Genomic DNA, 20,853 nt, shown 5'->3' with positions numbered 1-20,853 from the left:
GCCCCGCACCGAGAAGGTGCGGGGCCCCATCCACGTACTGGGAAGGTACCTACTGGGAAGGCGGGTACGTACTCGAAAGGCGCGACCGCCTACTGGACCTCACGCAGCACGTCGAGGACGGCGGCGTCGTCCGGTGCGGCCTCGAGCCGCTCACGGAAGCCCGTGTCCATGAGCTTGCGCGACAGCAGGGCGAGGATCCGCAGGTGCTCATCGCCCGCGGCCGCCTCCGGTACGGAGATCATGAAGATGAGCTTCGCCTTCGTACCGTCGAGCGAGCCCCATTCGATGCCCTCCGACGACCGCGCGAACCCGACGAGCGGCGAGTCCACGGCGTCCGTCTTGGCGTGCGGGATGGCGATCTCCTCGCCGAGCCCGGTGGTGCCCTGCGCCTCGCGCCGCAACGCGGTCTGCACGAGCTCCTCGACGTCGTTGACCTTGCCGGTGGAGGCGAGCAGCGCCGCCATCTCCCGGATGGCCGCTTCCTTGTCGTCGGCGGCCAACTGGACCTTGACGGTCTGCCGCGTGAGATAGCCGGAGAGAACGTCGTCGTCGGCCTGCTCCTCCGCATGCGGTGCGGGGGCGGGAGCGGCAGGCTGCTTCTGCGCCGCACGGCCCTCGTTCTGCGAGGACCCGGCGTCGACGGCCGCGCCACTCGCGGTGGCCCCGACCCCGGCGAGCACCGGCTCGGGCCCGCCGAGCCCACCCCGCGCACCCTGCGCACCCTTCGCGTCGGCGGGGGAGGCCCCGCGCCGCTTGCGCTCGCTCAGGTCGACCAGCGTCACGGTGGTGAGCGCCGTGACGACCGAACCGATGGCGAGGGCCACGAAGAACATCGGCACGCCGCCGACCGCGCCGAGGACCGCCACGATCGGCCCGCCGTGCGGCACCGCGTCCTTCACGCTCGCCATACCGGCGATGGCACCGGCGACGGCGCCACCGAGCATGTTGGCCGGGATGACCTGCGCGGGCCGCGCGGCGGCGAACGGAATGGCCCCTTCGGAGATACCGAAGAAGCCCATAAACAAGGACGCGAGCCCGGTCTCCCGCTCCTGCTCGCTGTAGAGCCGCTTGCGGAGCAGCGTCGCGAGACCCTGCCCGAGGGGCATGACAGGGATGGCCGCGGCGCACATGCCCATGACGGTCTGGTTGCCGGTCGCGATGAGCCCCGCGCCGAACAGGAAGGCGGTCTTGTTGACGGGACCGCCCATGTCGAAGGCGATCATCAGCCCCAGGATCGCGCCGAGCAGGATCGCACTCGTCCCCGTCATCCCGCTGAGCCAGCTGGTCAGATGCTCGAAGACCCACGAGATGGGCTTACCGATGACGTAGATGAAGAACAGCCCGAGCGCGGTCGTCGCGATGATGGGGATCACGATGATCGGCATGATCGGCTGGACGAACTTGGGGACCTTGACCTTCTTGATCCACAGCACCAGATAACCGGCCAGGAAACCGGTGACGATGGCGCCGATGAAGCCCGCGCCCGCCTTGGAGTCGTACAGCTCACCGGTGTTCGCGATCCAGCCGCCGATCATGCCCGGCACCAGCGCGGGCCGGTCGCCGATCGCGTAGGCGATGTATCCCGACAGGATCGGCACCATCAGCGTGAACCCGATGGTGCCGATCTGGTTGACGTGCATCCAGAACGAGTCGTCCGGAATGACGAGCCCGCCCTTGGGGTCGGTGTGCCCGCCGAGCGACAGCGAGATGGCGATCAGCAGCCCGCCGACCACGACGAACGGAATCATGTACGAGACGCCGTTCATCAGCGCCTTGTACGCGACGCTCCGCTCCCGACCGCCGCCACCGCCTCCACCCGCTCCGCCGCCGGTCGAGGCGCTCCCCGCGGCACCGCCGCCCGCACCCCCACCGTGCACGGGCGCGTTCCGCACCTGCTCGATGAGCTGCTCGGGGCGGCTGATGCCCTCGGACACACCGACGGACAGCACACGCTTACCGGCGAACCGGCTGCGGTCCACGTCCTTGTCGGCTGCGATGATGATGCCGTCGGCTTCTCTGACATCGTTGTCAGTCAAGACGTTCTCGGCCCCGATGGAACCCTGCGTCTCCACCTTCATGTCGATGCCGAGGCTCTCCGCGGCCTGCGAGAGCTTCTCCGCCGCCATGTATGTGTGAGCGATACCGGTCGGACAGGCGGTCACGGCGAGCAGCTTGAGCCGCTTACGCTCGCCGCTGTCACCGCCTATGGGGGGATCGGCCGGACTGGTCACGTGGATCTCCTAACGCCTTCGCCTAACAAGATCGCGCAAATGTTCCCGATCTCAAGGCATCCTGCAACACATAAGCGCAGGATCAAAAGCGCAAAGGTCCCATATCCTCCGGGTCTGACGCCCTATTCGCCAGACATCACGTGCCCTGATGCGGGCTGGGGCTTGCTGGGCCAATCGGTGTAGCTTGGTGACCGAGCCAGACGTCGCTGCTGATGGCGGTCGGGCGGTCCGCGTACGGACTGTCCGAGGGAGAGAGGGCCTCCGACGGACTGCGCTGCGCGCGTCGGTGCACCGGTGTGTTCACCTCGGTGTCTGCCCGTGTACCCAACGCCGCAGGTCAGCCATGTCCACCCTCAATCGATCCACGAGGAGCAGCTCACTCATGACTCTCATCAACGGCAAGGACTTCAAGGTCGCCGACCTGTCCCTGGCGGCCTTCGGCCGCAAGGAGATCACTCTGGCCGAGCACGAGATGCCCGGTCTGATGTCGATCCGCAAGGAGTTCGCGGCCTCCCAGCCGCTGGCGGGGGCCCGCATCATGGGCTCCCTGCACATGACGGTGCAGACCGCGGTGCTCATCGAGACCCTGGTCGCGCTGGGCGCCGAGGTCCGCTGGGTTTCCTGCAACATCTTCTCCACCCAGGACCACGCGGCCGCGGCGATCGCGGTGGGTCCCACCGGCACTCCGGAGGACCCGCAGGGCATTCCGGTGTTCGCCTGGAAGGGCGAGTCCCTGGAGGAGTACTGGTGGTGCACGGAGCAGGCGCTGACCTGGCCGAACACGCCCACCGGCGGCCCGAACATGATCCTGGACGACGGCGGGGACGCCACCCTGCTGGTGCACAAGGGCGTCGAGTACGAGAAGGCGGGCAAGGTTCCCGCGGTGGAGACCGCGGAGAACGACGAGCACCGCGTCATCCTGCAGCTGCTGAACCGCACCATCACCGAGGGCTCGCAGAAGTGGACCCAGCTGGCCTCGGAGATCCGCGGGGTGACCGAGGAGACCACCACCGGTGTGCACCGGCTGTATGAGATGCACCGGGAGGGCACGCTCCTCTTCCCCGCGATCAACGTGAACGACGCGGTGACCAAGTCGAAGTTCGACAACAAGTACGGCTGCCGCCACTCCCTGATCGACGGCATCAACCGCGCCACCGATGTCCTGATCGGCGGCAAGACTGCCGTCGTGCTGGGGTATGGGGATGTGGGCAAGGGCTGTGCGGAGTCGCTGCGCGGGCAGGGTGCGCGGGTGATCGTCACGGAGGTCGACCCGATCTGCGCGCTGCAGGCGGCGATGGACGGCTATCAGGTCACCACGCTGGCCGAGGTCGTCGAAAGCGCCGACATCTTCATCACGACGACGGGCAACAAGGACATCATCATGGCCGCGGACATGGCCCGGATGAAGCACCAGGCGATCGTGGGCAACATCGGTCACTTCGACAACGAGATCGACATGGCGGGTCTCGCGCAGATCGACGGGATCGTCAAGGACGAGGTCAAGCCCCAGGTGCACACCTGGACCTTCCCCGAGGGCAAGGTGCTGATCGTCCTCTCGGAGGGCCGTCTGCTGAACCTGGGCAACGCCACCGGGCACCCGTCGTTCGTGATGTCGAACTCGTTCGCGGACCAGACGCTGGCCCAGATCGAGCTGTTCACCAAGCAGGAGGAGTACCCGACCGGTGTCTACGTGCTGCCCAAGCACCTGGACGAGAAGGTCGCCCGCCTCCACCTGGACGCCCTCGGCGTCAAGCTGACGAAGCTGAGCGCGGAGCAGGCCGCCTACATCGGCGTCGAGGTCGACGGCCCCTTCAAGCCCGACCACTACCGCTACTGACGCCCCACCGGCCGCCGGTCAGCACGCACCACTTCAGCAGGCCCTCGCCCCAGCGGCGGGGGCCTGCCCCTTTGCGCCGATGAGACGCACGCCGGACGAGACTCGCGCCGGATGAGACCCACGCGGACGAGATTCATGCCGGACGAGACCCACGCCCGATGAGACTGACCACGCCGGATGAGACCCACGTCCGATGAGACTCAGCACGCCGGATGAGATCCACGCGGACGAGATTCACGCCGGATGAGACCCACGCGGACGAGATTCATACCGGACCAGACTCGCGCCGGATGAGACCCACGCCCGAGACTGACCACGCCGGACGAGACTCACGCCCGACGAGACTCACGCCAGGAACAGGACCGAGGACCGAGACCCATGCCCCGCGGCCGTTATTCGCTCCATGATCCGCACGATCACGCTCCCCTCGGTAAAGAACACTTCCACTGCGCACCCGGCCCCTCCGGCTGGCGCTACGTCTCCCAACGAACCACCCCTTCAGGCACCCCGGCAGGCTCCGTCGACCTCGCCCTCGACGCCCGCGGCCGCCCCATCCGCCTCGAACTCCACGCGGGCGACTGGCAGGTCCGCGCCGCCGCCCTCAACGGCGTCACCTGGGTCCGCACCGACCCCACAGGCGCGCACGCCACCGAAGACAACGCCCCCGCCCACGCCTTCACCGGCACATCCCCCGCTTTCCTCATCGCGACGGCCAGGCTCCTGAGCCTCACCCCCACGTCCCCCACGACCCGACTCCGCCTGGTCGCCTTCACGGACCCGGTCCTCGCCCCCCGCACCCTCGACCAGTCCTGGGCCCTGCTGAAAAGCGAAGCACACCCCACTGACAACGGCCCCCTAACCGTCGACGAATACCAGGTCACAGCCCTGGACACCGGCGAGCAGCACGCCGTCCACATCGCCGGTGACGTCGTCCTGGCGGCCCCGGGAATCGAGCTGGAACACCTCGAAACCCCACCGTCGACGTTCACCTGACACGCCCCCTCACGCAGGCGGCACGAACCCGGTGGCCGGGGGCCCCTCCTCCGTATCGGACCCCCCGGACCCGGAATCCCGAACACGAGGGACAGAAGAAGCACCAGCCGCACCGCCAGTACGAGACACATCGCCAGCACCGAACTCACCAACAGCACCAGCCGCACCGCCAGCACCGGGCGCACCCTCGGCACCGAACTCACCCTCGGTACCGGGAGCGGCAGACGCACCGGGCGCACCCGCAGCACCAGTCGCACCGGGCGCACCCTCGGCTCCGAACTCACCCTCGGCACCGGGAGCGGCAGACGCACCGGCGGCACCGGGAGCGCCGAAACTGGCCGCAGCCACAGAGCCGTACGCGCGAGAACGGTCAGTGCGAGAGTCACCCCCGCCGTCCATCTCCGACCCCGTCCGCAATCCCGCCCCTGCCCCATCCCCACCAAACGCCCGCCGAGCATCCCGAGCCTGCCGCTCATGCACCACGGCGGCGAGATACGCGGCAGCCGGCACCCCATACGGTGCCGGTGCACCCGTCCGCTGCACCAGATCCCCCGCGAGCCGCTCAGCCATCGCCCCGCCCACCTGCGGATCCAGCTGCCCCATCCGCGTGAGGTATTGGCGGATGGCCAGCCACAACCCCTCCGGCACCCCGGACAGGTCCAGCTCGGCGAACCGCCCGACCAGCCAGGGCGGCGGCGGAGGAACGAACGCGTCCCGCCCCGCAGGCACCCGCTCCCGTACGACCAGCGTCCCCGCGAACACATCCCCGAGCCGCCGCCCCCGCGCCGACACCAGCGACGCGATGCACGCGACGACCCCGAACGTCATAAGAATCTCGACGACCCCGACGGCCCCCCGCACCAGCGCGTGCCGGAACCGGATGGGCCCACCGTCGTCCCGCACCACGCGCAGCCCACACGCCAGCTTCCCGAGCGACCGCCCATGGCTGAGCGTCTCCACAGCGATGGGTATACCGATCAGAACGAGTACGAAGCTGGCGACCGCGACCGCGGCAGCCGCGGCATCGTCCAACGAAGAAGTAGAGGCGATGATCCCGAAGGTCACCACCAGATACAGCACCAGTGCCACGGCCAGGTCGATCAGCACGGCCAGTGCCCGGCTCGGCAGCTTCGCGGGCCGTAGCTCCAATGCCACCGCCTCACCCGTCACAAGCTCACTCACGCCGCCCGCCACCCTTCCCTGCCCTGCCGTAGGACTGGCCAGTCTGCCAAGCTGAACAATCACGCGCCGCAGTACGAGGAGCAGTCTTCCGATGGACCTCGACGTCTTCGTGTCCGCCCACCGAGCCGAGTGGGACCGACTGGACGCCCTGCTGCGCCGCCGGCGCCGCCTCTCCGGAGTAGAGGCCGACGAACTGGTCGCCCTCTACCAACGCACCGCCACCCATCTCTCCCTGATCCAGTCCAGCGCCCCGGACCCACAGCTCACCGGACGGCTGACACACCTGGTGGCACGCGCGCGTAGTGCCATAACCGGTACGCGACGAGCCTCCTGGCGCGACGTGACCCGCTTCCTGACGCACGGCTTCCCCGCCGCGGTCTACCGCTCCCGCCGCTGGTGGATCCCCACGGCTCTGCTGTCGACGGTCCTCGCGGCGGTCATCGGCTGGTGGATCGCAACGCACCCCGAGGTGCAGTCCACGATCGCCGCCCCCAGCGACCTCCGGGAGATGACCCGTCCCGGGGGTGAGTACGAGACGTACTACTCCAGTCACCCCGCAGCCTCGTTCGCCGCCCAGGTGTGGACGAACAACGCCCAGGCGGCAGCCATGTGCCTCGTCCTGGGAGCGTTCCTCTGCTTCCCCGTCATATGGATCCTCTTCCAGAACATGCTGAACCTCGGAGTGGGCATCGGCCTGATGTCCTCGGCCGGTCGCCTGGACACCTTCCTGGGCCTGGTCCTGCCCCACGGCCTCCTGGAGCTGACCGCAGTCTTCGTCGCGGCAGGTACGGGCCTACGTCTCGGCTGGAGCGTCATCGACCCGGGCCCTCGCACGCGCCGCACAGCGCTCGCGGAGGAGGGCCGTTCAGCCCTGGGCATGGCCATCGGCCTGGCCCTGGTCCTCTTCGTCTCGGGCGCCATCGAAGGCTTCGTCACCCCGTCGGGCCTCCCGACATGGGCCCGCATCGCCATCGGAATCGGCGCCGAACTGGCCTTCCTTCTGTACGTCTACGTGCTGGGCGGAAGAGCCGCCAGAGCAGGAGAAACCGGCGACCTCGACAGCACCGAACGCAGCGCTTCCGTCCCCCTCGCCGCTTGATGTGCATACGGCCCGACTGACCTGCTAGTCTCCTCATCGCCCCGGAAAAACCGTTGACACGGAAGGACCGGGGAGGTAGATTCGAACAGTTGCCTAGAGTTGGACAAGTCCAGCGGCGACAGTTAATATCTTCCTGCTTCTCGAATCTCATCAATACGAGAAGCCATCCCGATGATTCGGAATCCGAAGCCGGTAAGACCGGCCGAAAACTTCTGATAAAGTCGGAACCGCCGGAAAGGGAAACGCGAAAGCCGAAAGGCCGGAGCGGGAACCGGAAAGGCACCGAGGAAGTCGGACACGAAAGAGTCTGATAGAGTCGGAAACGCAAGAACAGCAAGAACAAAAGAAACACCGAAGGGAAGCGCCCGGAGGAAAGCCGCAGAGAGTCTTCTGCGAGTGAGTACAAAGGAAGCGTCCGTTCCTTGAGAACTCAACAGCGTGCCAAAAGTCAACGCCAGATATGTTGATAACCCCGTCTCCGGCCAATCGGCTGGGACGAGGTTCCTTTGAAAAAACACAGCGAGGACGCTGTGAACGGCCGGGATTATTCCTCCCGACCGTTCCGCTCTCGTGCTGTGTCACCGGATTACCGGTACACATTCACGGAGAGTTTGATCCTGGCTCAGGACGAACGCTGGCGGCGTGCTTAACACATGCAAGTCGAACGATGAAGCCCTTCGGGGTGGATTAGTGGCGAACGGGTGAGTAACACGTGGGCAATCTGCCCTTCACTCTGGGACAAGCCCTGGAAACGGGGTCTAATACCGGATAACACCTACTCTCGCATGGGAGAGGGTTAAAAGCTCCGGCGGTGAAGGATGAGCCCGCGGCCTATCAGCTTGTTGGTGAGGTAGAAGCTCACCAAGGCGACGACGGGTAGCCGGCCTGAGAGGGCGACCGGCCACACTGGGACTGAGACACGGCCCAGACTCCTACGGGAGGCAGCAGTGGGGAATATTGCACAATGGGCGAAAGCCTGATGCAGCGACGCCGCGTGAGGGATGACGGCCTTCGGGTTGTAAACCTCTTTCAGCAGGGAAGAAGCGAAAGTGACGGTACCTGCAGAAGAAGCGCCGGCTAACTACGTGCCAGCAGCCGCGGTAATACGTAGGGCGCAAGCGTTGTCCGGAATTATTGGGCGTAAAGAGCTCGTAGGCGGCTTGTCACGTCGATTGTGAAAGCTCGGGGCTTAACCCCGAGTCTGCAGTCGATACGGGCTAGCTAGAGTGTGGTAGGGGAGATCGGAATTCCTGGTGTAGCGGTGAAATGCGCAGATATCAGGAGGAACACCGGTGGCGAAGGCGGATCTCTGGGCCATTACTGACGCTGAGGAGCGAAAGCGTGGGGAGCGAACAGGATTAGATACCCTGGTAGTCCACGCCGTAAACGGTGGGAACTAGGTGTTGGCGACATTCCACGTCGTCGGTGCCGCAGCTAACGCATTAAGTTCCCCGCCTGGGGAGTACGGCCGCAAGGCTAAAACTCAAAGGAATTGACGGGGGCCCGCACAAGCAGCGGAGCATGTGGCTTAATTCGACGCAACGCGAAGAACCTTACCAAGGCTTGACATATACCGGAAAGCATCAGAGATGGTGCCCCCCTTGTGGTCGGTATACAGGTGGTGCATGGCTGTCGTCAGCTCGTGTCGTGAGATGTTGGGTTAAGTCCCGCAACGAGCGCAACCCTTGTCCCGTGTTGCCAGCAGGCCCTTGTGGTGCTGGGGACTCACGGGAGACCGCCGGGGTCAACTCGGAGGAAGGTGGGGACGACGTCAAGTCATCATGCCCCTTATGTCTTGGGCTGCACACGTGCTACAATGGCAGGTACAATGAGCTGCGAAGCCGCGAGGCGGAGCGAATCTCAAAAAGCCTGTCTCAGTTCGGATTGGGGTCTGCAACTCGACCCCATGAAGTCGGAGTTGCTAGTAATCGCAGATCAGCATTGCTGCGGTGAATACGTTCCCGGGCCTTGTACACACCGCCCGTCACGTCACGAAAGTCGGTAACACCCGAAGCCGGTGGCCCAACCCCTTGTGGGAGGGAGCTGTCGAAGGTGGGACTGGCGATTGGGACGAAGTCGTAACAAGGTAGCCGTACCGGAAGGTGCGGCTGGATCACCTCCTTTCTAAGGAGCACTTCTAAGCCAAGCTTGCTTGGTTCAGAGGCCACTACGTCGGCACACGTTCGACGGTGGTTGCTCATGGGTGGAACGTTGACTATTCGGCCTGAATCTGGGCCGGAGGCTGCAAGTACTGCTCGTAAGAGTGTGGAAAGCACGATCTCCGGACAGGGACGGGTCGGGCACGCTGTTGGGTATCTGAGGGTACGGGTTTGTCCCGACCTCAATGCCGACCCCAGTGCAGCACTGCGCTTAGTGGTGTGTGATGGGTGGTTGGTCGTTGTTTGAGAACTGCACAGTGGACGCGAGCATCTGTGGCCAAGTTTTTAAGGGCGCACGGTGGATGCCTTGGCACCAGGAACCGATGAAGGACGTGGGAGGCCACGATAGTCCCCGGGGAGTCGTCAACCAGGCTTTGATCCGGGGGTTTCCGAATGGGGAAACCCGGCAGTCGTCATGGGCTGTCACCCGCTGCTGAACACATAGGCAGTGTGGAGGGAACGCGGGGAAGTGAAACATCTCAGTACCCGCAGGAAGAGAAAACAACCGTGATTCCGGGAGTAGTGGCGAGCGAAACCGGATGAGGCCAAACCGTATGCGTGTGATACCCGGCAGGGGTTGCGCATACGGGGTTGTGGGATCTCTCTTTTACAGTCTGCCGGCTGTGAGACGAGTCAGAAACCGTTGATGTAGACGAAGGACATGCGAAAGGTCCGGCGTAGAGGGTAAGACCCCCGTAGTCGAAACATTAGCGGCTCGTTTGAGAGACACCCAAGTAGCACGGGGCCCGAGAAATCCCGTGTGAATCTGGCGGGACCACCCGTTAAGCCTAAATATTCCCTGGTGACCGATAGCGGATAGTACCGTGAGGGAATGGTGAAAAGTACCGCGGGAGCGGAGTGAAATAGTACCTGAAACCGTGTGCCTACAAGCCGTGGGAGCGTCGGGATGGAGCTTGCTCCATCCTCGTGACTGCGTGCCTTTTGAAGAATGAGCCTGCGAGTTTGCGGTGTGTTGCGAGGTTAACCCGTGTGGGGAAGCCGTAGCGAAAGCGAGTCCGAATAGGGCGATTTAGTAGCGCGCTCAAGACCCGAAGCGGAGTGATCTAGCCATGGGCAGGTTGAAGCGGCTGTAAGAGGTCGTGGAGGACCGAACCCACCAGGGTTGAAAACCTGGGGGATGACCTGTGGTTAGGGGTGAAAGGCCAATCAAACTCCGTGATAGCTGGTTCTCCCCGAAATGCATTTAGGTGCAGCGTCGTGTGTTTCTTGCCGGAGGTAGAGCACTGGATAGGCGATGGGCCCTACCGGGTTACTGACCTTAGCCAAACTCCGAATGCCGGTAAGTGAGAGCACGGCAGTGAGACTGTGGGGGATAAGCTCCATGGTCGAGAGGGAAACAGCCCAGAGCATCGACTAAGGCCCCTAAGCGTACGCTAAGTGGGAAAGGATGTGGAGTCGCAGAGACAACCAGGAGGTTGGCTTAGAAGCAGCCACCCTTGAAAGAGTGCGTAATAGCTCACTGGTCTAGTGATTCCGCGCCGACAATGTAGCGGGGCTCAAGCGTACCGCCGAAGTCGTGTCATTCCAGCAATAAGCCCCAACGGGTGCTGGGATGGGTAGGGGAGCGTCGTGTGCCGGGTGAAGCCGCGCCGGAAGGCAGTGGTGGACGGTTCACGAGTGAGAATGCAGGCATGAGTAGCGATACATACGTGAGAAACGTGTGCGCCGATTGACTAAGGGTTCCTGGGTCAAGCTGATCTGCCCAGGGTAAGTCGGGACCTAAGGCGAGGCCGACAGGCGTAGTCGATGGATAACCGGTTGATATTCCGGTACCCGCTGTGAAGCGTCAAACATCGAGCCCATTAATGCTAAGGCCGTGAAGCCGTCCTGGAGCCTTCGGGCAAAGGGAAGTGGTGGAGCCGCCGACCCAAGGTGGTAGTAGGTGAGTGATGGGGTGACGCAGGAAGGTAGTCCAGCCCGGGCGGTGGTTGTCCCGGGGTAAGGGTGTAGGCCGTGCGGTAGGTAAATCCGTCGCACACAAGGCTGAGACCTGATGCCGAGCCGATTGTGGTGAAGTGGATGATCCTATGCTGTCGAGAAAAGCCTCTAGCGAGTTTCATGGCGGCCCGTACCCTAAACCGACTCAGGTGGTCAGGTAGAGAATACCGAGGCGTTCGGGTGAACTATGGTTAAGGAACTCGGCAAAATGCCCCCGTAACTTCGGGAGAAGGGGGGCCATCACTGGTGATCGGATTTACTCCGTGAGCTGGGGGTGGCCGCAGAGACCAGCGAGAAGCGACTGTTTACTAAAAACACAGGTCCGTGCGAAGCCGTAAGGCGATGTATACGGACTGACGCCTGCCCGGTGCTGGAACGTTAAGGGGACCGGTTAGTGCGCTTTCGGGCGTGCGAAGCTGAGAACTTAAGCGCCAGTAAACGGCGGTGGTAACTATAACCATCCTAAGGTAGCGAAATTCCTTGTCGGGTAAGTTCCGACCTGCACGAATGGCGTAACGACTTCTCGACTGTCTCAACCATAGGCCCGGTGAAATTGCACTACGAGTAAAGATGCTCGTTTCGCGCAGAAGGACGGAAAGACCCCGGGACCTTTACTACAGTTTGATATTGGTGTTCGGTTCGGCTTGTGTAGGATAGGTGGGAGACTTTGAAGCGGGCACGCCAGTGTTCGTGGAGTCAACGTTGAAATACCACTCTGGTCGTGCTGGATGTCTAACCTCGGTCCGTGATCCGGATCAGGGACAGTGTCTGATGGGTAGTTTAACTGGGGCGGTTGCCTCCCAAAGAGTAACGGAGGCGCCCAAAGGTTCCCTCAGCCTGGTTGGTAATCAGGTGTTGAGTGTAAGTGCACAAGGGAGCTTGACTGTGAGACCGACGGGTCGAGCAGGGACGAAAGTCGGGACTAGTGATCCGGCGGTGGCTTGTGGAAGCGCCGTCGCTCAACGGATAAAAGGTACCCCGGGGATAACAGGCTGATCTTCCCCAAGAGTCCATATCGACGGGATGGTTTGGCACCTCGATGTCGGCTCGTCGCATCCTGGGGCTGGAGTCGGTCCCAAGGGTTGGGCTGTTCGCCCATTAAAGCGGTACGCGAGCTGGGTTTAGAACGTCGTGAGACAGTTCGGTCCCTATCCTCTGTGCGCGTAGGAATATTGAGAAGGGCTGTCCCTAGTACGAGAGGACCGGGACGGACGAACCTCTGGTGTGCCAGTTGTCCTGCCAAGGGCATGGCTGGTTGGCTACGTTCGGAAAGGATAACCGCTGAAAGCATCTAAGCGGGAAGCCTGCTTCGAGATGAGTATTCCCACCCCCTTTGAGGGGTTAAGGCTCCCAGTAGACGACTGGGTTGATAGGCCAGATCTGGAAGCCCGGTAACGGGTGGAGGTGACTGGTACTAATAGGCCGAGGGCTTGTCCTCAGTTGCTCGCGTCCACTGTGTTGGTTCTGAAACCACGAACAACCCCATGCAAGGTCACGCATGGTGCGGTTGACAGTTTCATAGTGTTTCGGTGGTCATAGCGTGAGGGAAACGCCCGGTTACATTCCGAACCCGGAAGCTAAGCCTCACAGCGCCGATGGTACTGCAGGGGGGACCCTGTGGGAGAGTAGGACGCCGCCGAACTTTTTTTGGGAAAACCCCCGCACCATTGGTGCGGGGGTTTTCTGCGTTCCAGGGGTCTTTCAGGAGACGCCTTTTCTTCTTTGTGCTTGCCGAGTTGCTCAGCTTTCTTGCAGCGTTATAGGCGGCCTGCGGATTTGAGAGCCAGGTACGCGTCCGCCAGCGCAGGAGCCAGAGCGTGGGGCGTGGCGTCCACGACCGTAACGCCTCGGTTCCTGAGTTGTTCTGCCGTGCGGTGGCGTTCCGACTGGGATTGGGCAGCCGATGCTGCGTCGTAGACCGCTTCCGCTGTTCCTCGTGACGCGGCCATTTCCTCGATGTGAGGGTCGGCGACCGACGCCACCAGTACCTTGTGGCGTTTCGTCAGACGGGGGAGGACGGGCAGCAGGCCCTCTTCAATGGGGGCCGTGTCGAGGCTGGTGAGCAGCACGAGCAGGGAAGCCCGCGGGGCGGTGTGGAGAGCTGTCGAGGTCAGGCTCCGGGCGTCTGTTTCGACGAGTTCTGGTTCCAGTGTCGCCAAGGCGTTGACCATGGAGGGGAGTACGTCTCCGGCCGAGCGGCCCTGTACGAGGGCGCGTACTCGGCGATCGTAGGCGAGGAGGTCCACGCGGTCGCCGGCGCGGGAAGCGAGGGCCGCGAGGAGCAGGGCCGCGTCCATGGATGCGTCGAGGCGGGGGGCGTCGCCGACGCGGCCGGCCGACGTACGGCCGGTGTCGAGGACGATGAGGATGTGACGGTCGCGCTCCGGGCGCCAGGTGCGGACCGCTACATGGGAATGGCGGGCGGTGGCGCGCCAGTCGATGGAGCGGGTGTCGTCACCGGGGACGTACTCGCGAAGACTGTCGAATTCGGTGCCCTGGCCGCGCGTCAGCACGCTGGTGCGGCCGTCGAGTTCGCGGAGGCGGGCCAGTTTGGAAGGCAGGTGCTTCCGGCTGGCGAAGGGCGGAAGGACGCGAAGGGACCAGGGGACTTTGTGGCTGCCTTGGCGGGTGAAGAGGCCCAGGGGGCCGTATGAGCGGACTGTCACACGGTCGGCTTCGTGGTCGCCTCGGCGCGTTGGGCGCAAGCGGGTGGTGACGCGGCGGCGTTCGCCGGGCGGGACGGCCAGGCGGTGACGTGATGCGGTGTATTCCGAGCCGGGCTGCCAGCTGCTCGGAGGCCAGGCGTCGCGGAGGTCGGCGCGCAGGGCGCGGCCCGAGGGGTTGGTGATGGTGAGGTCGACGTCGGCGGGTTCGCCCAGACGCACGGACGTATCGCCGGAGCGGGTCAGTCCGAGGCGACGCACCGGGGTGGCCAGGGCGAAGTCGCAGGCGCAGGCCAGGGCCAGGGGGGCGTTCACGGCGAGGATGCCGGTCCAGCTGGGACCCCAGAGTCCGACGGGGAGCGTGCCCAGGGCCGCGAGGAGAGTGGCGCGTCCGGTGAGGGCCATCAGCGGGGGACCGGGACGTGGGCGAGGATCGCGTTGATGACGGAGTCGGCGGTGACGCCCTCCATCTCGGCTTCTGGGCGGAGCTGGATCCGGTGGCGGAGGGTGGGGAGGGCCAGGGCTTTGACGTCGTCGGGGATGACGTAGTCGCGGCCGGTGAGCCAGGCCCAGGCACGGGCCGTGGAGAGCAGGGCCGTGGCGCCTCGGGGGGAGACGCCGAGGGTGAGGGACGGGGAGTCGCGGGTGGCGCGGCAGACGTCCACGACGTACGCGGTGATCTCGGGGGAGATGGCGGTCTTCGCGACGTCGGCGCGGGCGGCTTCCAGGTCGGCGGCGCCCGCCACGGGGCGTACGCCGGCGGCGCGCAGGTCGCGCGGGTTGAAGCCTTCAGCGTGCCGGGTGAGGACGTCGATCTCGTCCTGGCGCGAGGGGAGAGGAACCGTCAGTTTCAGGAGGAAACGGTCCAGTTGTGCCTCCGGGAGGGGGTACGTGCCCTCGTACTCGACCGGGTTCTGGGTGGCCGCGACGAGGAAGGGCTCGGGGAGCGGGCGCGGTGTGCCGTCGACGGTGACCTGGCGTTCTTCCATCGCTTCGAGGAGCGAGGACTGGGTCTTCGGCGGGGTGCGGTTGATTTCGTCGGCCAGGAGGAGGTTGGTGAAGACCGGGCCAGGCTGGAAGGAGAACTCGGTGGTGCGGGCGTCGTACACGAGGGAGCCCGTGATGTCGCTCGGCATGAGGTCGGGGGTGAACTGCACGCGCTTGGTCTCCAGTTCGAGGCTGGATGCGAGGGCGCGGACGAGCAACGTTTTGGCTACCCCAGGGACTCCTTCTAGTAGGACGTGACCACGGCAGAGCAGGGCGACGACAAGTCCGGTGACGGCGGGGTCCTGGCCGACCACGGCCTTGGAGATCTCGGCGCGCAGGGCTTCGAGGGAAGCGCGTGGGCCGCGGGAAGCTCCGGTGGGCCCGTTGTCAGTGGTCGGGTCCATCATGAGTGGCGTACCTCTCTTTCGAGGGCGTCGAGTTGGTCGGCGAGGGCGATGAGTGCTGCGTCGTTGCCGGGGGGTGGCCCAAAGAGGAGGGGGTGCGGGTCTTGGCCGGGGGTGCGCAGGCGGGCGGAGAGCGCGGGGAGCAGGGTCTCGGGCGCGTGTGCCCGGGCGGGGGGTACGCCGACGAGGGAGGCGAGGCGGGTGCGGGTGGCGGTGCGTAGGGCGGCGGCTGCGCGGTCGCGGGCGTTCACCTTGCGGTAGAGGCGGGCACGTCCCTCGGCGGCTTCCGAGGCGCGGATGACGACGGGGAGGCGTTCGGCGACGAGGGGGCCGAAGCGGCGGGCGCGCCACAGGGCGGCGAGTGCGGCGGCGATGGTGAGCTGCAGGGTGGCCCAGAGCCAGCCGGAGGGGAGCAGGTCGAAGAAGCCGCGGCGTTCGGATCCGGTGGCCGCCCGGTCGTCGGAGAGGGAGGGGAGGTACCAGACCAAGTGGGGGCGGGAGCCGAGGAGTTGCAGGGCTAGCGAGGCGTTGCCCTGCTGGTCGAGGCGTTCGTTGTAAAGGATGTCGGGGGCGCCGAGGACGACGGTGTCGCCCTTTCCGTGGGGGGCGGGGAGATGCAGCAGGCTGGGCAGACCATCGCTGAGGTAGCAGGACTCGGCGTCAGGGGCGAGGGTGTCGTAGCGGAGTCCGCCCATGTCGGCGGGGCCGGCGCGGCGTGCGGCGGGGAGGGAGCAGTCGGGGGAGAGCGTGGAGTCGGTGCTGGTCGCGTCGCTCGCGGTGACCCCGGGGGCGAGGGTGCCGAGGGAGCGGGCGCCCGGGGTGACGAGGACGGTGCGGCCGTCGGCGGCTTTGGTGGCCGCGTGCAGGCGGGAGCGCTGGCGGTCGGTGAGTACGTCGGGGTTGGCGACGAGGAGGGTCGTGTCGGGGCCCGTCGCGGAGCGGGCCTCTTCGGAGCTGGTGACCACTCGGGTGGACACGCCCCGGTCGGCGAGGAGTTCGGCGACAGCCCGGCTGCCGTGAGAGTCGGCGGAGCGGGGGTCGAGGCGGCCGTGCTGGGTGCCGGAGCGGACCGCGGCGATCACGACGGCCGCCACGAGCAGGATGACCAGGGCGAGGACGATACCTCGGGAGCGGGTCCAGAGCTGGCGGGGCGTGGGGGAGATCGAGGTCGGGGCGGCAGGAGGTGGGGTGGCTGCCGACTGTTCCGGCGCGGTGCCCGGGGTGGGGCCGGTCATTCGGCCGCCCCCTGGGAGCTGTTGCTCGGTGTGGTGTGGGCGGTGCTCGTCAGGACCGGTTTGGTGTTCTCCAGGTCGCTGTCGAGTTCGGCGAGGCGGAGGTATGCCGGTTCGTCGGCGGTGCGGCCGCCGTATGTGACGTCGTCGAAGGTGCGGGCGGCGGAGCGGAGTCGGTCGGTGTGGGCGGGGAGAGTGCGGCCCGCCTCCGCTGCGGCTTCGTCGGCGGTGCGGCCGGGGCGGGGGTCCAGTACCGCGCGTTCCTCCAGGGCACGGACGACGGCACGCATGCGTTCCTGGACGGCCTGGTTCCAGTGGGCCTGGGCGGCGTGCGCCTCGGAGGCGGCGCGGTGTTCGGCGGCGCTGCGGGGGCGGTCGTCGAAGAGGGCGGGGGCCGAGGTGGCGACGCGGTGGGGGGTGCCGAGGCGCCACCACAGGGCAGCGGCCAGGAGCAGCACGGCCAGCACGATGACCAGGAGGCCGAGCACGCCGCCCGGAGTGGCCCCCGAGGCGGCGGAGAACAGGTCGTCGACCCAGCCCCAGAAGCGGTTCAGGGCGCGCTCGAAGAGGCTGGGGTCGTTCTCGTGGTACATCGGCTTGGACAGTTCGCGTTCGGCGGCCTCCCGTGCGGGGTCGCGCGGGATCGTCACCGGTGGCTCGTCGCCGGTGCGCGGCAGGAGCGGTGCCGCGCCGAACTCTCTGAGTACTGCCCCCGCCGCGGTCACCGCATCAGCTCCCCGGGGCGCCGGGCGGGGTGGGGCCGTGGCCGGGGAGACCGGCGGCGCGGGCGAGTTCGAGGTCGAGGGCCTCGCGGCGGATCCGCTGGTCGATGTAGAGGAGCACGGTGACTCCGGCCGTGATCGGGAATGTCAGCGTCGAGCCGATGATGGAGCCGACGCCGCTGACGATCAGGAACGTCCAGCCGAGTTCGCCGGTGCTGTCGAGGAAACCGGTGACGCCATCGCCGCTGACCGCTCCGGCGATGAACGTGAACGGGATGACGATGATCGACGCCACGACGTTCGCGATGATCGCCGCGAGCAGTTGGATGCCGAATACCCGCCACCAGGAGCCGCGGACCAGCTTGGCGGAGCGGGTGAGGGACTTCTTGATGCCCTGCTTCTCCAGCATGAGGGCCGGGGAGGCGAGGGAGAGGCGGACCACGACCCAGAGGGCGGCGACGCCGGCGCCGAGGCCGCCGAGTACGGCGAGGCTGGCCCCGGCCTCGGACGCGCCGGCCAGGGCGATCAGCAGGCCGGGCAGGGTGCCGACGGCGACGATGGCGACGCCGATGAGCGGGATGAGCAGGGTCAGACCGAAGAGCTTGGCCAGTTGCGGGCGGGAGTCCTGCCAGGCCTCCGAGATGGTCACCGACTTACCCAGCACCGCGCGGCTGGTGACCATCGTGAGCAGGGCTGTCGCGACGATCGTGCCGAGCAGGGTGATGAGGAGGACCACTCCGGAGCTGAGCATCGTGTCGCTCAGGGCGCGGGTCAGTTCGCCGACGGTGGCGCTCGGGTCGTCGAGGGCTTCGGTGTCGACGGACTCGTTGAGGACCAGGCCCTGGAGGAGTACGACGACGATCTCCGTGAGCACCGCCACGGACAGGGAGATGCCGAGCACCGTGCGCCAGTGGGCACGCATGGTCGACACCGCGCCGTCGAGGATCTCGCCGACGCCGAGCGGGCGGAGCGGGATGACGCCGGGCTTCGCGGCGGGCGGGGGGCCCTGCCAGGCTCCCCAGCCGTGATAGCCGCCGGGACCACCAGGACCGCCGGGATGGCCACCCGGAGCGCCCGGACCGCCGGGGCCCATGGGGCCTCCGGGGCCGGGGGGCGGGCCGCCCCAGCCCCAGCCGCCGCCCTGACCGGGCGGCGGGGGTGGCGGGGGCGGTGTCTGGCCAGGGACCGGCTCGCTGGGCGGGGACCACTGGGCGGGCGGCGGCTGCTCCTTGGACCACTTGGACGGGCCGTCCTGCCGGCCGGCGTCCCCGGTCCCGGCGCTCCCGGGCTCGGCGTCCGGGGGACCGGAGGCGTCCGGCTTGCCGGAGTCCTGTCCTTCGGATCCTTCGGAGGGGGCAGATCCGGGCGAGGCCCAGCCCGGAGTGTCGTTCATCGTCGCTCCTTCAAGGTGCCCGTCCGCGGGTGCGGCGGCAGGTTGCCAGCCATCGTGCCACGGGGCGCCCGCGAGGTGACCGGCCGCCGTAGGGGCTGGACACCTTCATTTGTGCGCCGGGTACGGGGCAGACTGGGCGGATGGCTGATCAGTACGCGCAATCAGGCGAGGACAAACGGCCGACCCAGATACCCGCGGTCCCCGCGATCCGCTGGGACGACCCACCCGAAGGCCCCGTCCTGGTGCTTCTCGACCAGACCAGGCTGCCGGGCGAGGAGAGCGAGCTGGTGTGCACCGACGCACCGGCCCTGGTGGACGCGATCCGGAGGCTGGCGGTGCGAGGGGCGCCGCTCCTGGGCATCGCGGGGGCGTACGGCGTCGCGCTGGCCGCGGCCCGGGGCTTCGACGTGGACGAGGCGGCGGACTCGCTGGCGGGGGCGCGGCCCACCGCGGTCAACCTTGCCTACGGGGCGCGTCGGGCCCAGGCCGCGTACCGCACCGCGGTGGCGGGCGGTGCCGATCCGCGGCGGGCGGCGGGTGCCGCGCTCGAGGCGGCGCGGGCGCTGCACGCCGAGGACGCCGAGGCGAGCACCAGGATGGCGGCGCACGGACTGGCGCTGCTCGACGAGTTGCTGCCCGGTGGCGGGCATCGGATCCTGACGCACTGCAACACGGGGGCGCTGGTCTCCGGAGGGGAGGGCACGGCGTTCGCGGTGGCGCTCAAGGCGCACCGCGAGGGGAGCCTGCGCAGGCTGTGGGTGGACGAGACGCGGCCGCTGCTCCAGGGGGCGAGGCTCACCGCATATGAGGCGGCGCGGAACGGAATGGCGTACACCTTGCTCACGGACAACGCGGCGGGTTCGCTGTTCGCGGCGGGAGAGGTGGATGCCGTGCTCATCGGTGCCGACCGCATCGCGGCCGACGGTTCGGTGGCGAACAAGGTGGGGAGCTATCCGCTCGCCGTGCTGGCGCGATATCACCACGTGCCGTTCATCGTGGTGGCGCCGGTGACGACGGTGGACCCGGGCACCCCGAACGGGGCGGCCATCGAGGTGGAGCAGCGAGGTGGGCATGAAGTGACGGAGGTCACGGCGCCGTACGCGCCGGTGAGCGGGATGGAAGCGGGGGGCGGGATACCGGTGGCGCCCCTGGGAACGCAGGCGTACAACCCCGCGTTCGACGTGACACCACCGGAGTTGGTGACGGCGATCGTCACGGAAGAGGGCGTTCTGTCACCTGTGACAGCAGAGGGCCTTGCCGAGCTGTGTGCCAGGTCACGCCAGGTAACGATTAGCTAATGGGATGATGTCAGGCATGAAGGGACGAGTCCTTGTCGTCGACGACGACACCGCACTGGCCGAGATGCTCGGGATTGTGCTGCGTGGTGAAGGTTTTGAGCCGTCGTTCGTAGCTGATGGCGACAAGGCGCTGGCTGCTTTTCGGGAGGCCAAGCCTGATCTTGTGCTGCTCGACTTGATGCTGCCGGGGCGTGACGGTATCGAGGTGTGCCGCCTGATCAGGGCGGAGTCCGGGGTGCCGATCGTGATGCTCACGGCCAAGAGCGACACCGTTGACGTGGTGGTCGGTCTGGAGTCGGGGGCGGATGACTACATCGTCAAGCCGTTCAAGCCGAAGGAGCTCGTGGCCCGGATCCGGGCGCGGCTGCGGAGGTCGGAGGAGCCTGCTCCCGAGCAGCTGGCCATCGGTGACCTGGTCATCGACGTGGCGGGGCACTCCGTGAAGCGGGACGGGCAGTCGATCGCGCTGACGCCGTTGGAGTTCGACCTGCTGGTGGCGCTGGCACGCAAGCCGTGGCAGGTGTTCACGCGTGAGGTGCTGCTCGAGCAGGTCTGGGGCTATCGGCACGCGGCGGACACCCGGCTGGTGAACGTGCACGTCCAGCGGCTGCGGTCCAAGGTCGAGCGGGACCCGGAGCGGCCGGAGATCGTGGTGACCGTCCGTGGTGTCGGTTACAAGGCCGGACCGAGCTGA

The 20,853-nt window shown here is 66.6% G+C and carries 12 protein-coding genes and 3 rRNA genes; 8 read left to right on the top strand and 7 right to left on the bottom strand.

From position 1 onward, the window contains the following. Positions 1 to 89 precede the first annotated feature (89 nt). Entirely contained in the window at positions 90 to 2,231 is a 2,142-nt protein-coding gene (locus NOO62_RS16015; protein WP_268771562.1) for a PTS fructose transporter subunit IIABC, read from the bottom strand. 382 nt (positions 2,232 to 2,613) lie between these two features. Here NOO62_RS16015 and ahcY point away from each other — a divergent pair, with 382 nt between their 5' ends. After that, positions 2,614 to 4,068: an adenosylhomocysteinase gene (gene ahcY, locus NOO62_RS16010; RefSeq protein WP_268771561.1), complete on the top strand. Its 1,455-nt coding sequence runs from the start codon at positions 2,614 to 2,616 to the stop codon at positions 4,066 to 4,068. A 378-nt stretch (positions 4,069 to 4,446) separates the two neighbouring features. Next, on the top strand, positions 4,447 to 5,061 hold the full coding sequence (locus NOO62_RS16005; protein WP_268771560.1) for a hypothetical protein: 615 nt from the start codon (positions 4,447 to 4,449) through the stop codon (positions 5,059 to 5,061). A gap of 9 nt (positions 5,062 to 5,070) precedes the next feature. On the opposite strand, the gene NOO62_RS16000 is transcribed toward NOO62_RS16005, so the two are convergent. Beyond that, the gene (locus NOO62_RS16000) at positions 5,071 to 6,243 is read right to left on the bottom strand and encodes an RDD family protein (RefSeq protein WP_268771559.1); all 1,173 of its coding nucleotides are present in this window, start codon (positions 6,241 to 6,243) and stop codon (positions 5,071 to 5,073) included. A gap of 91 nt (positions 6,244 to 6,334) precedes the next feature. Here NOO62_RS16000 and NOO62_RS15995 point away from each other — a divergent pair, with 91 nt between their 5' ends. The 4 genes from NOO62_RS15995 to rrf all read left to right on the top strand — a co-directional run bounded on the left by NOO62_RS15995 (position 6,335) and on the right by rrf (position 13,102). Then, positions 6,335 to 7,342: a stage II sporulation protein M gene (locus tag NOO62_RS15995; protein WP_268771558.1), complete on the top strand. Its 1,008-nt coding sequence runs from the start codon at positions 6,335 to 6,337 to the stop codon at positions 7,340 to 7,342. A gap of 599 nt (positions 7,343 to 7,941) precedes the next feature. Continuing rightward, positions 7,942 to 9,466, top strand: a 16S ribosomal RNA gene (locus NOO62_RS15990). A 310-nt stretch (positions 9,467 to 9,776) separates the two neighbouring features. Beyond that, a 23S ribosomal RNA gene (locus tag NOO62_RS15985) occupies positions 9,777 to 12,898 on the top strand. A gap of 87 nt (positions 12,899 to 12,985) precedes the next feature. After that, positions 12,986 to 13,102: ribosomal RNA gene (gene rrf / locus NOO62_RS15980) — 5S ribosomal RNA — on the top strand. The 16S, 23S and 5S rRNA genes sit together here, the layout of an rRNA operon. 115 nt (positions 13,103 to 13,217) lie before the next feature. Here the strand turns inward: rrf and NOO62_RS15975 are convergent. Genes NOO62_RS15975 through NOO62_RS15955 form a run of 5 tightly spaced genes read right to left on the bottom strand, consistent with a single transcriptional unit; the run spans position 13,218 to position 18,861 of the window. Next, positions 13,218 to 14,528 carry a DUF58 domain-containing protein gene (locus NOO62_RS15975; RefSeq protein ID WP_268771557.1) on the bottom strand — a complete coding sequence of 437 codons (1,311 nt, stop codon included), beginning with the start codon at positions 14,526 to 14,528 and terminating at the stop codon, positions 13,218 to 13,220. Next, on the bottom strand, positions 14,528 to 15,514 hold the full coding sequence (locus tag NOO62_RS15970; protein ID WP_268771556.1) for an AAA family ATPase: 987 nt from the start codon (positions 15,512 to 15,514) through the stop codon (positions 14,528 to 14,530). The genes NOO62_RS15975 and NOO62_RS15970 overlap by 1 nt, the downstream gene beginning before the upstream one ends. Next, positions 15,514 to 16,749: a DUF4350 domain-containing protein gene (locus NOO62_RS15965; protein WP_268771555.1), complete on the bottom strand. Its 1,236-nt coding sequence runs from the start codon at positions 16,747 to 16,749 to the stop codon at positions 15,514 to 15,516. The genes NOO62_RS15970 and NOO62_RS15965 overlap by 1 nt, the downstream gene beginning before the upstream one ends. Next, the gene (locus NOO62_RS15960) at positions 16,746 to 17,471 is read right to left on the bottom strand and encodes a DUF4129 domain-containing protein (RefSeq protein WP_268771554.1); all 726 of its coding nucleotides are present in this window, start codon (positions 17,469 to 17,471) and stop codon (positions 16,746 to 16,748) included. The genes NOO62_RS15965 and NOO62_RS15960 overlap by 4 nt, the downstream gene beginning before the upstream one ends. 4 nt (positions 17,472 to 17,475) lie before the next feature. Next, the gene (locus tag NOO62_RS15955; protein ID WP_268771553.1) at positions 17,476 to 18,861 is read right to left on the bottom strand and encodes a hypothetical protein; all 1,386 of its coding nucleotides are present in this window, start codon (positions 18,859 to 18,861) and stop codon (positions 17,476 to 17,478) included. Positions 18,862 to 19,001: 140 nt separating this feature from the next. Between NOO62_RS15955 and mtnA the strand changes: the two genes are divergently transcribed. Both mtnA and mtrA read left to right on the top strand, forming a co-directional pair. Next, a complete protein-coding gene (gene mtnA, locus NOO62_RS15950; protein WP_268771552.1) occupies positions 19,002 to 20,159 on the top strand; it encodes an S-methyl-5-thioribose-1-phosphate isomerase in 1,158 nt (385 codons plus the stop codon). A 4-nt stretch (positions 20,160 to 20,163) separates the two neighbouring features. After that, positions 20,164 to 20,853 carry a two-component system response regulator MtrA gene (gene mtrA / locus NOO62_RS15945; RefSeq protein ID WP_189176211.1) on the top strand — a complete coding sequence of 230 codons (690 nt, stop codon included), beginning with the start codon at positions 20,164 to 20,166 and terminating at the stop codon, positions 20,851 to 20,853.

The sequence above is a fragment of the Streptomyces sp. Je 1-369 genome (assembly GCF_026810505.1).
Lineage (GTDB): Bacteria > Actinomycetota > Actinomycetes > Streptomycetales > Streptomycetaceae > Streptomyces.
Note: the sequence above shows the minus strand (reverse complement) of the source record. Positions and strands in the feature narration are given on the sequence as shown.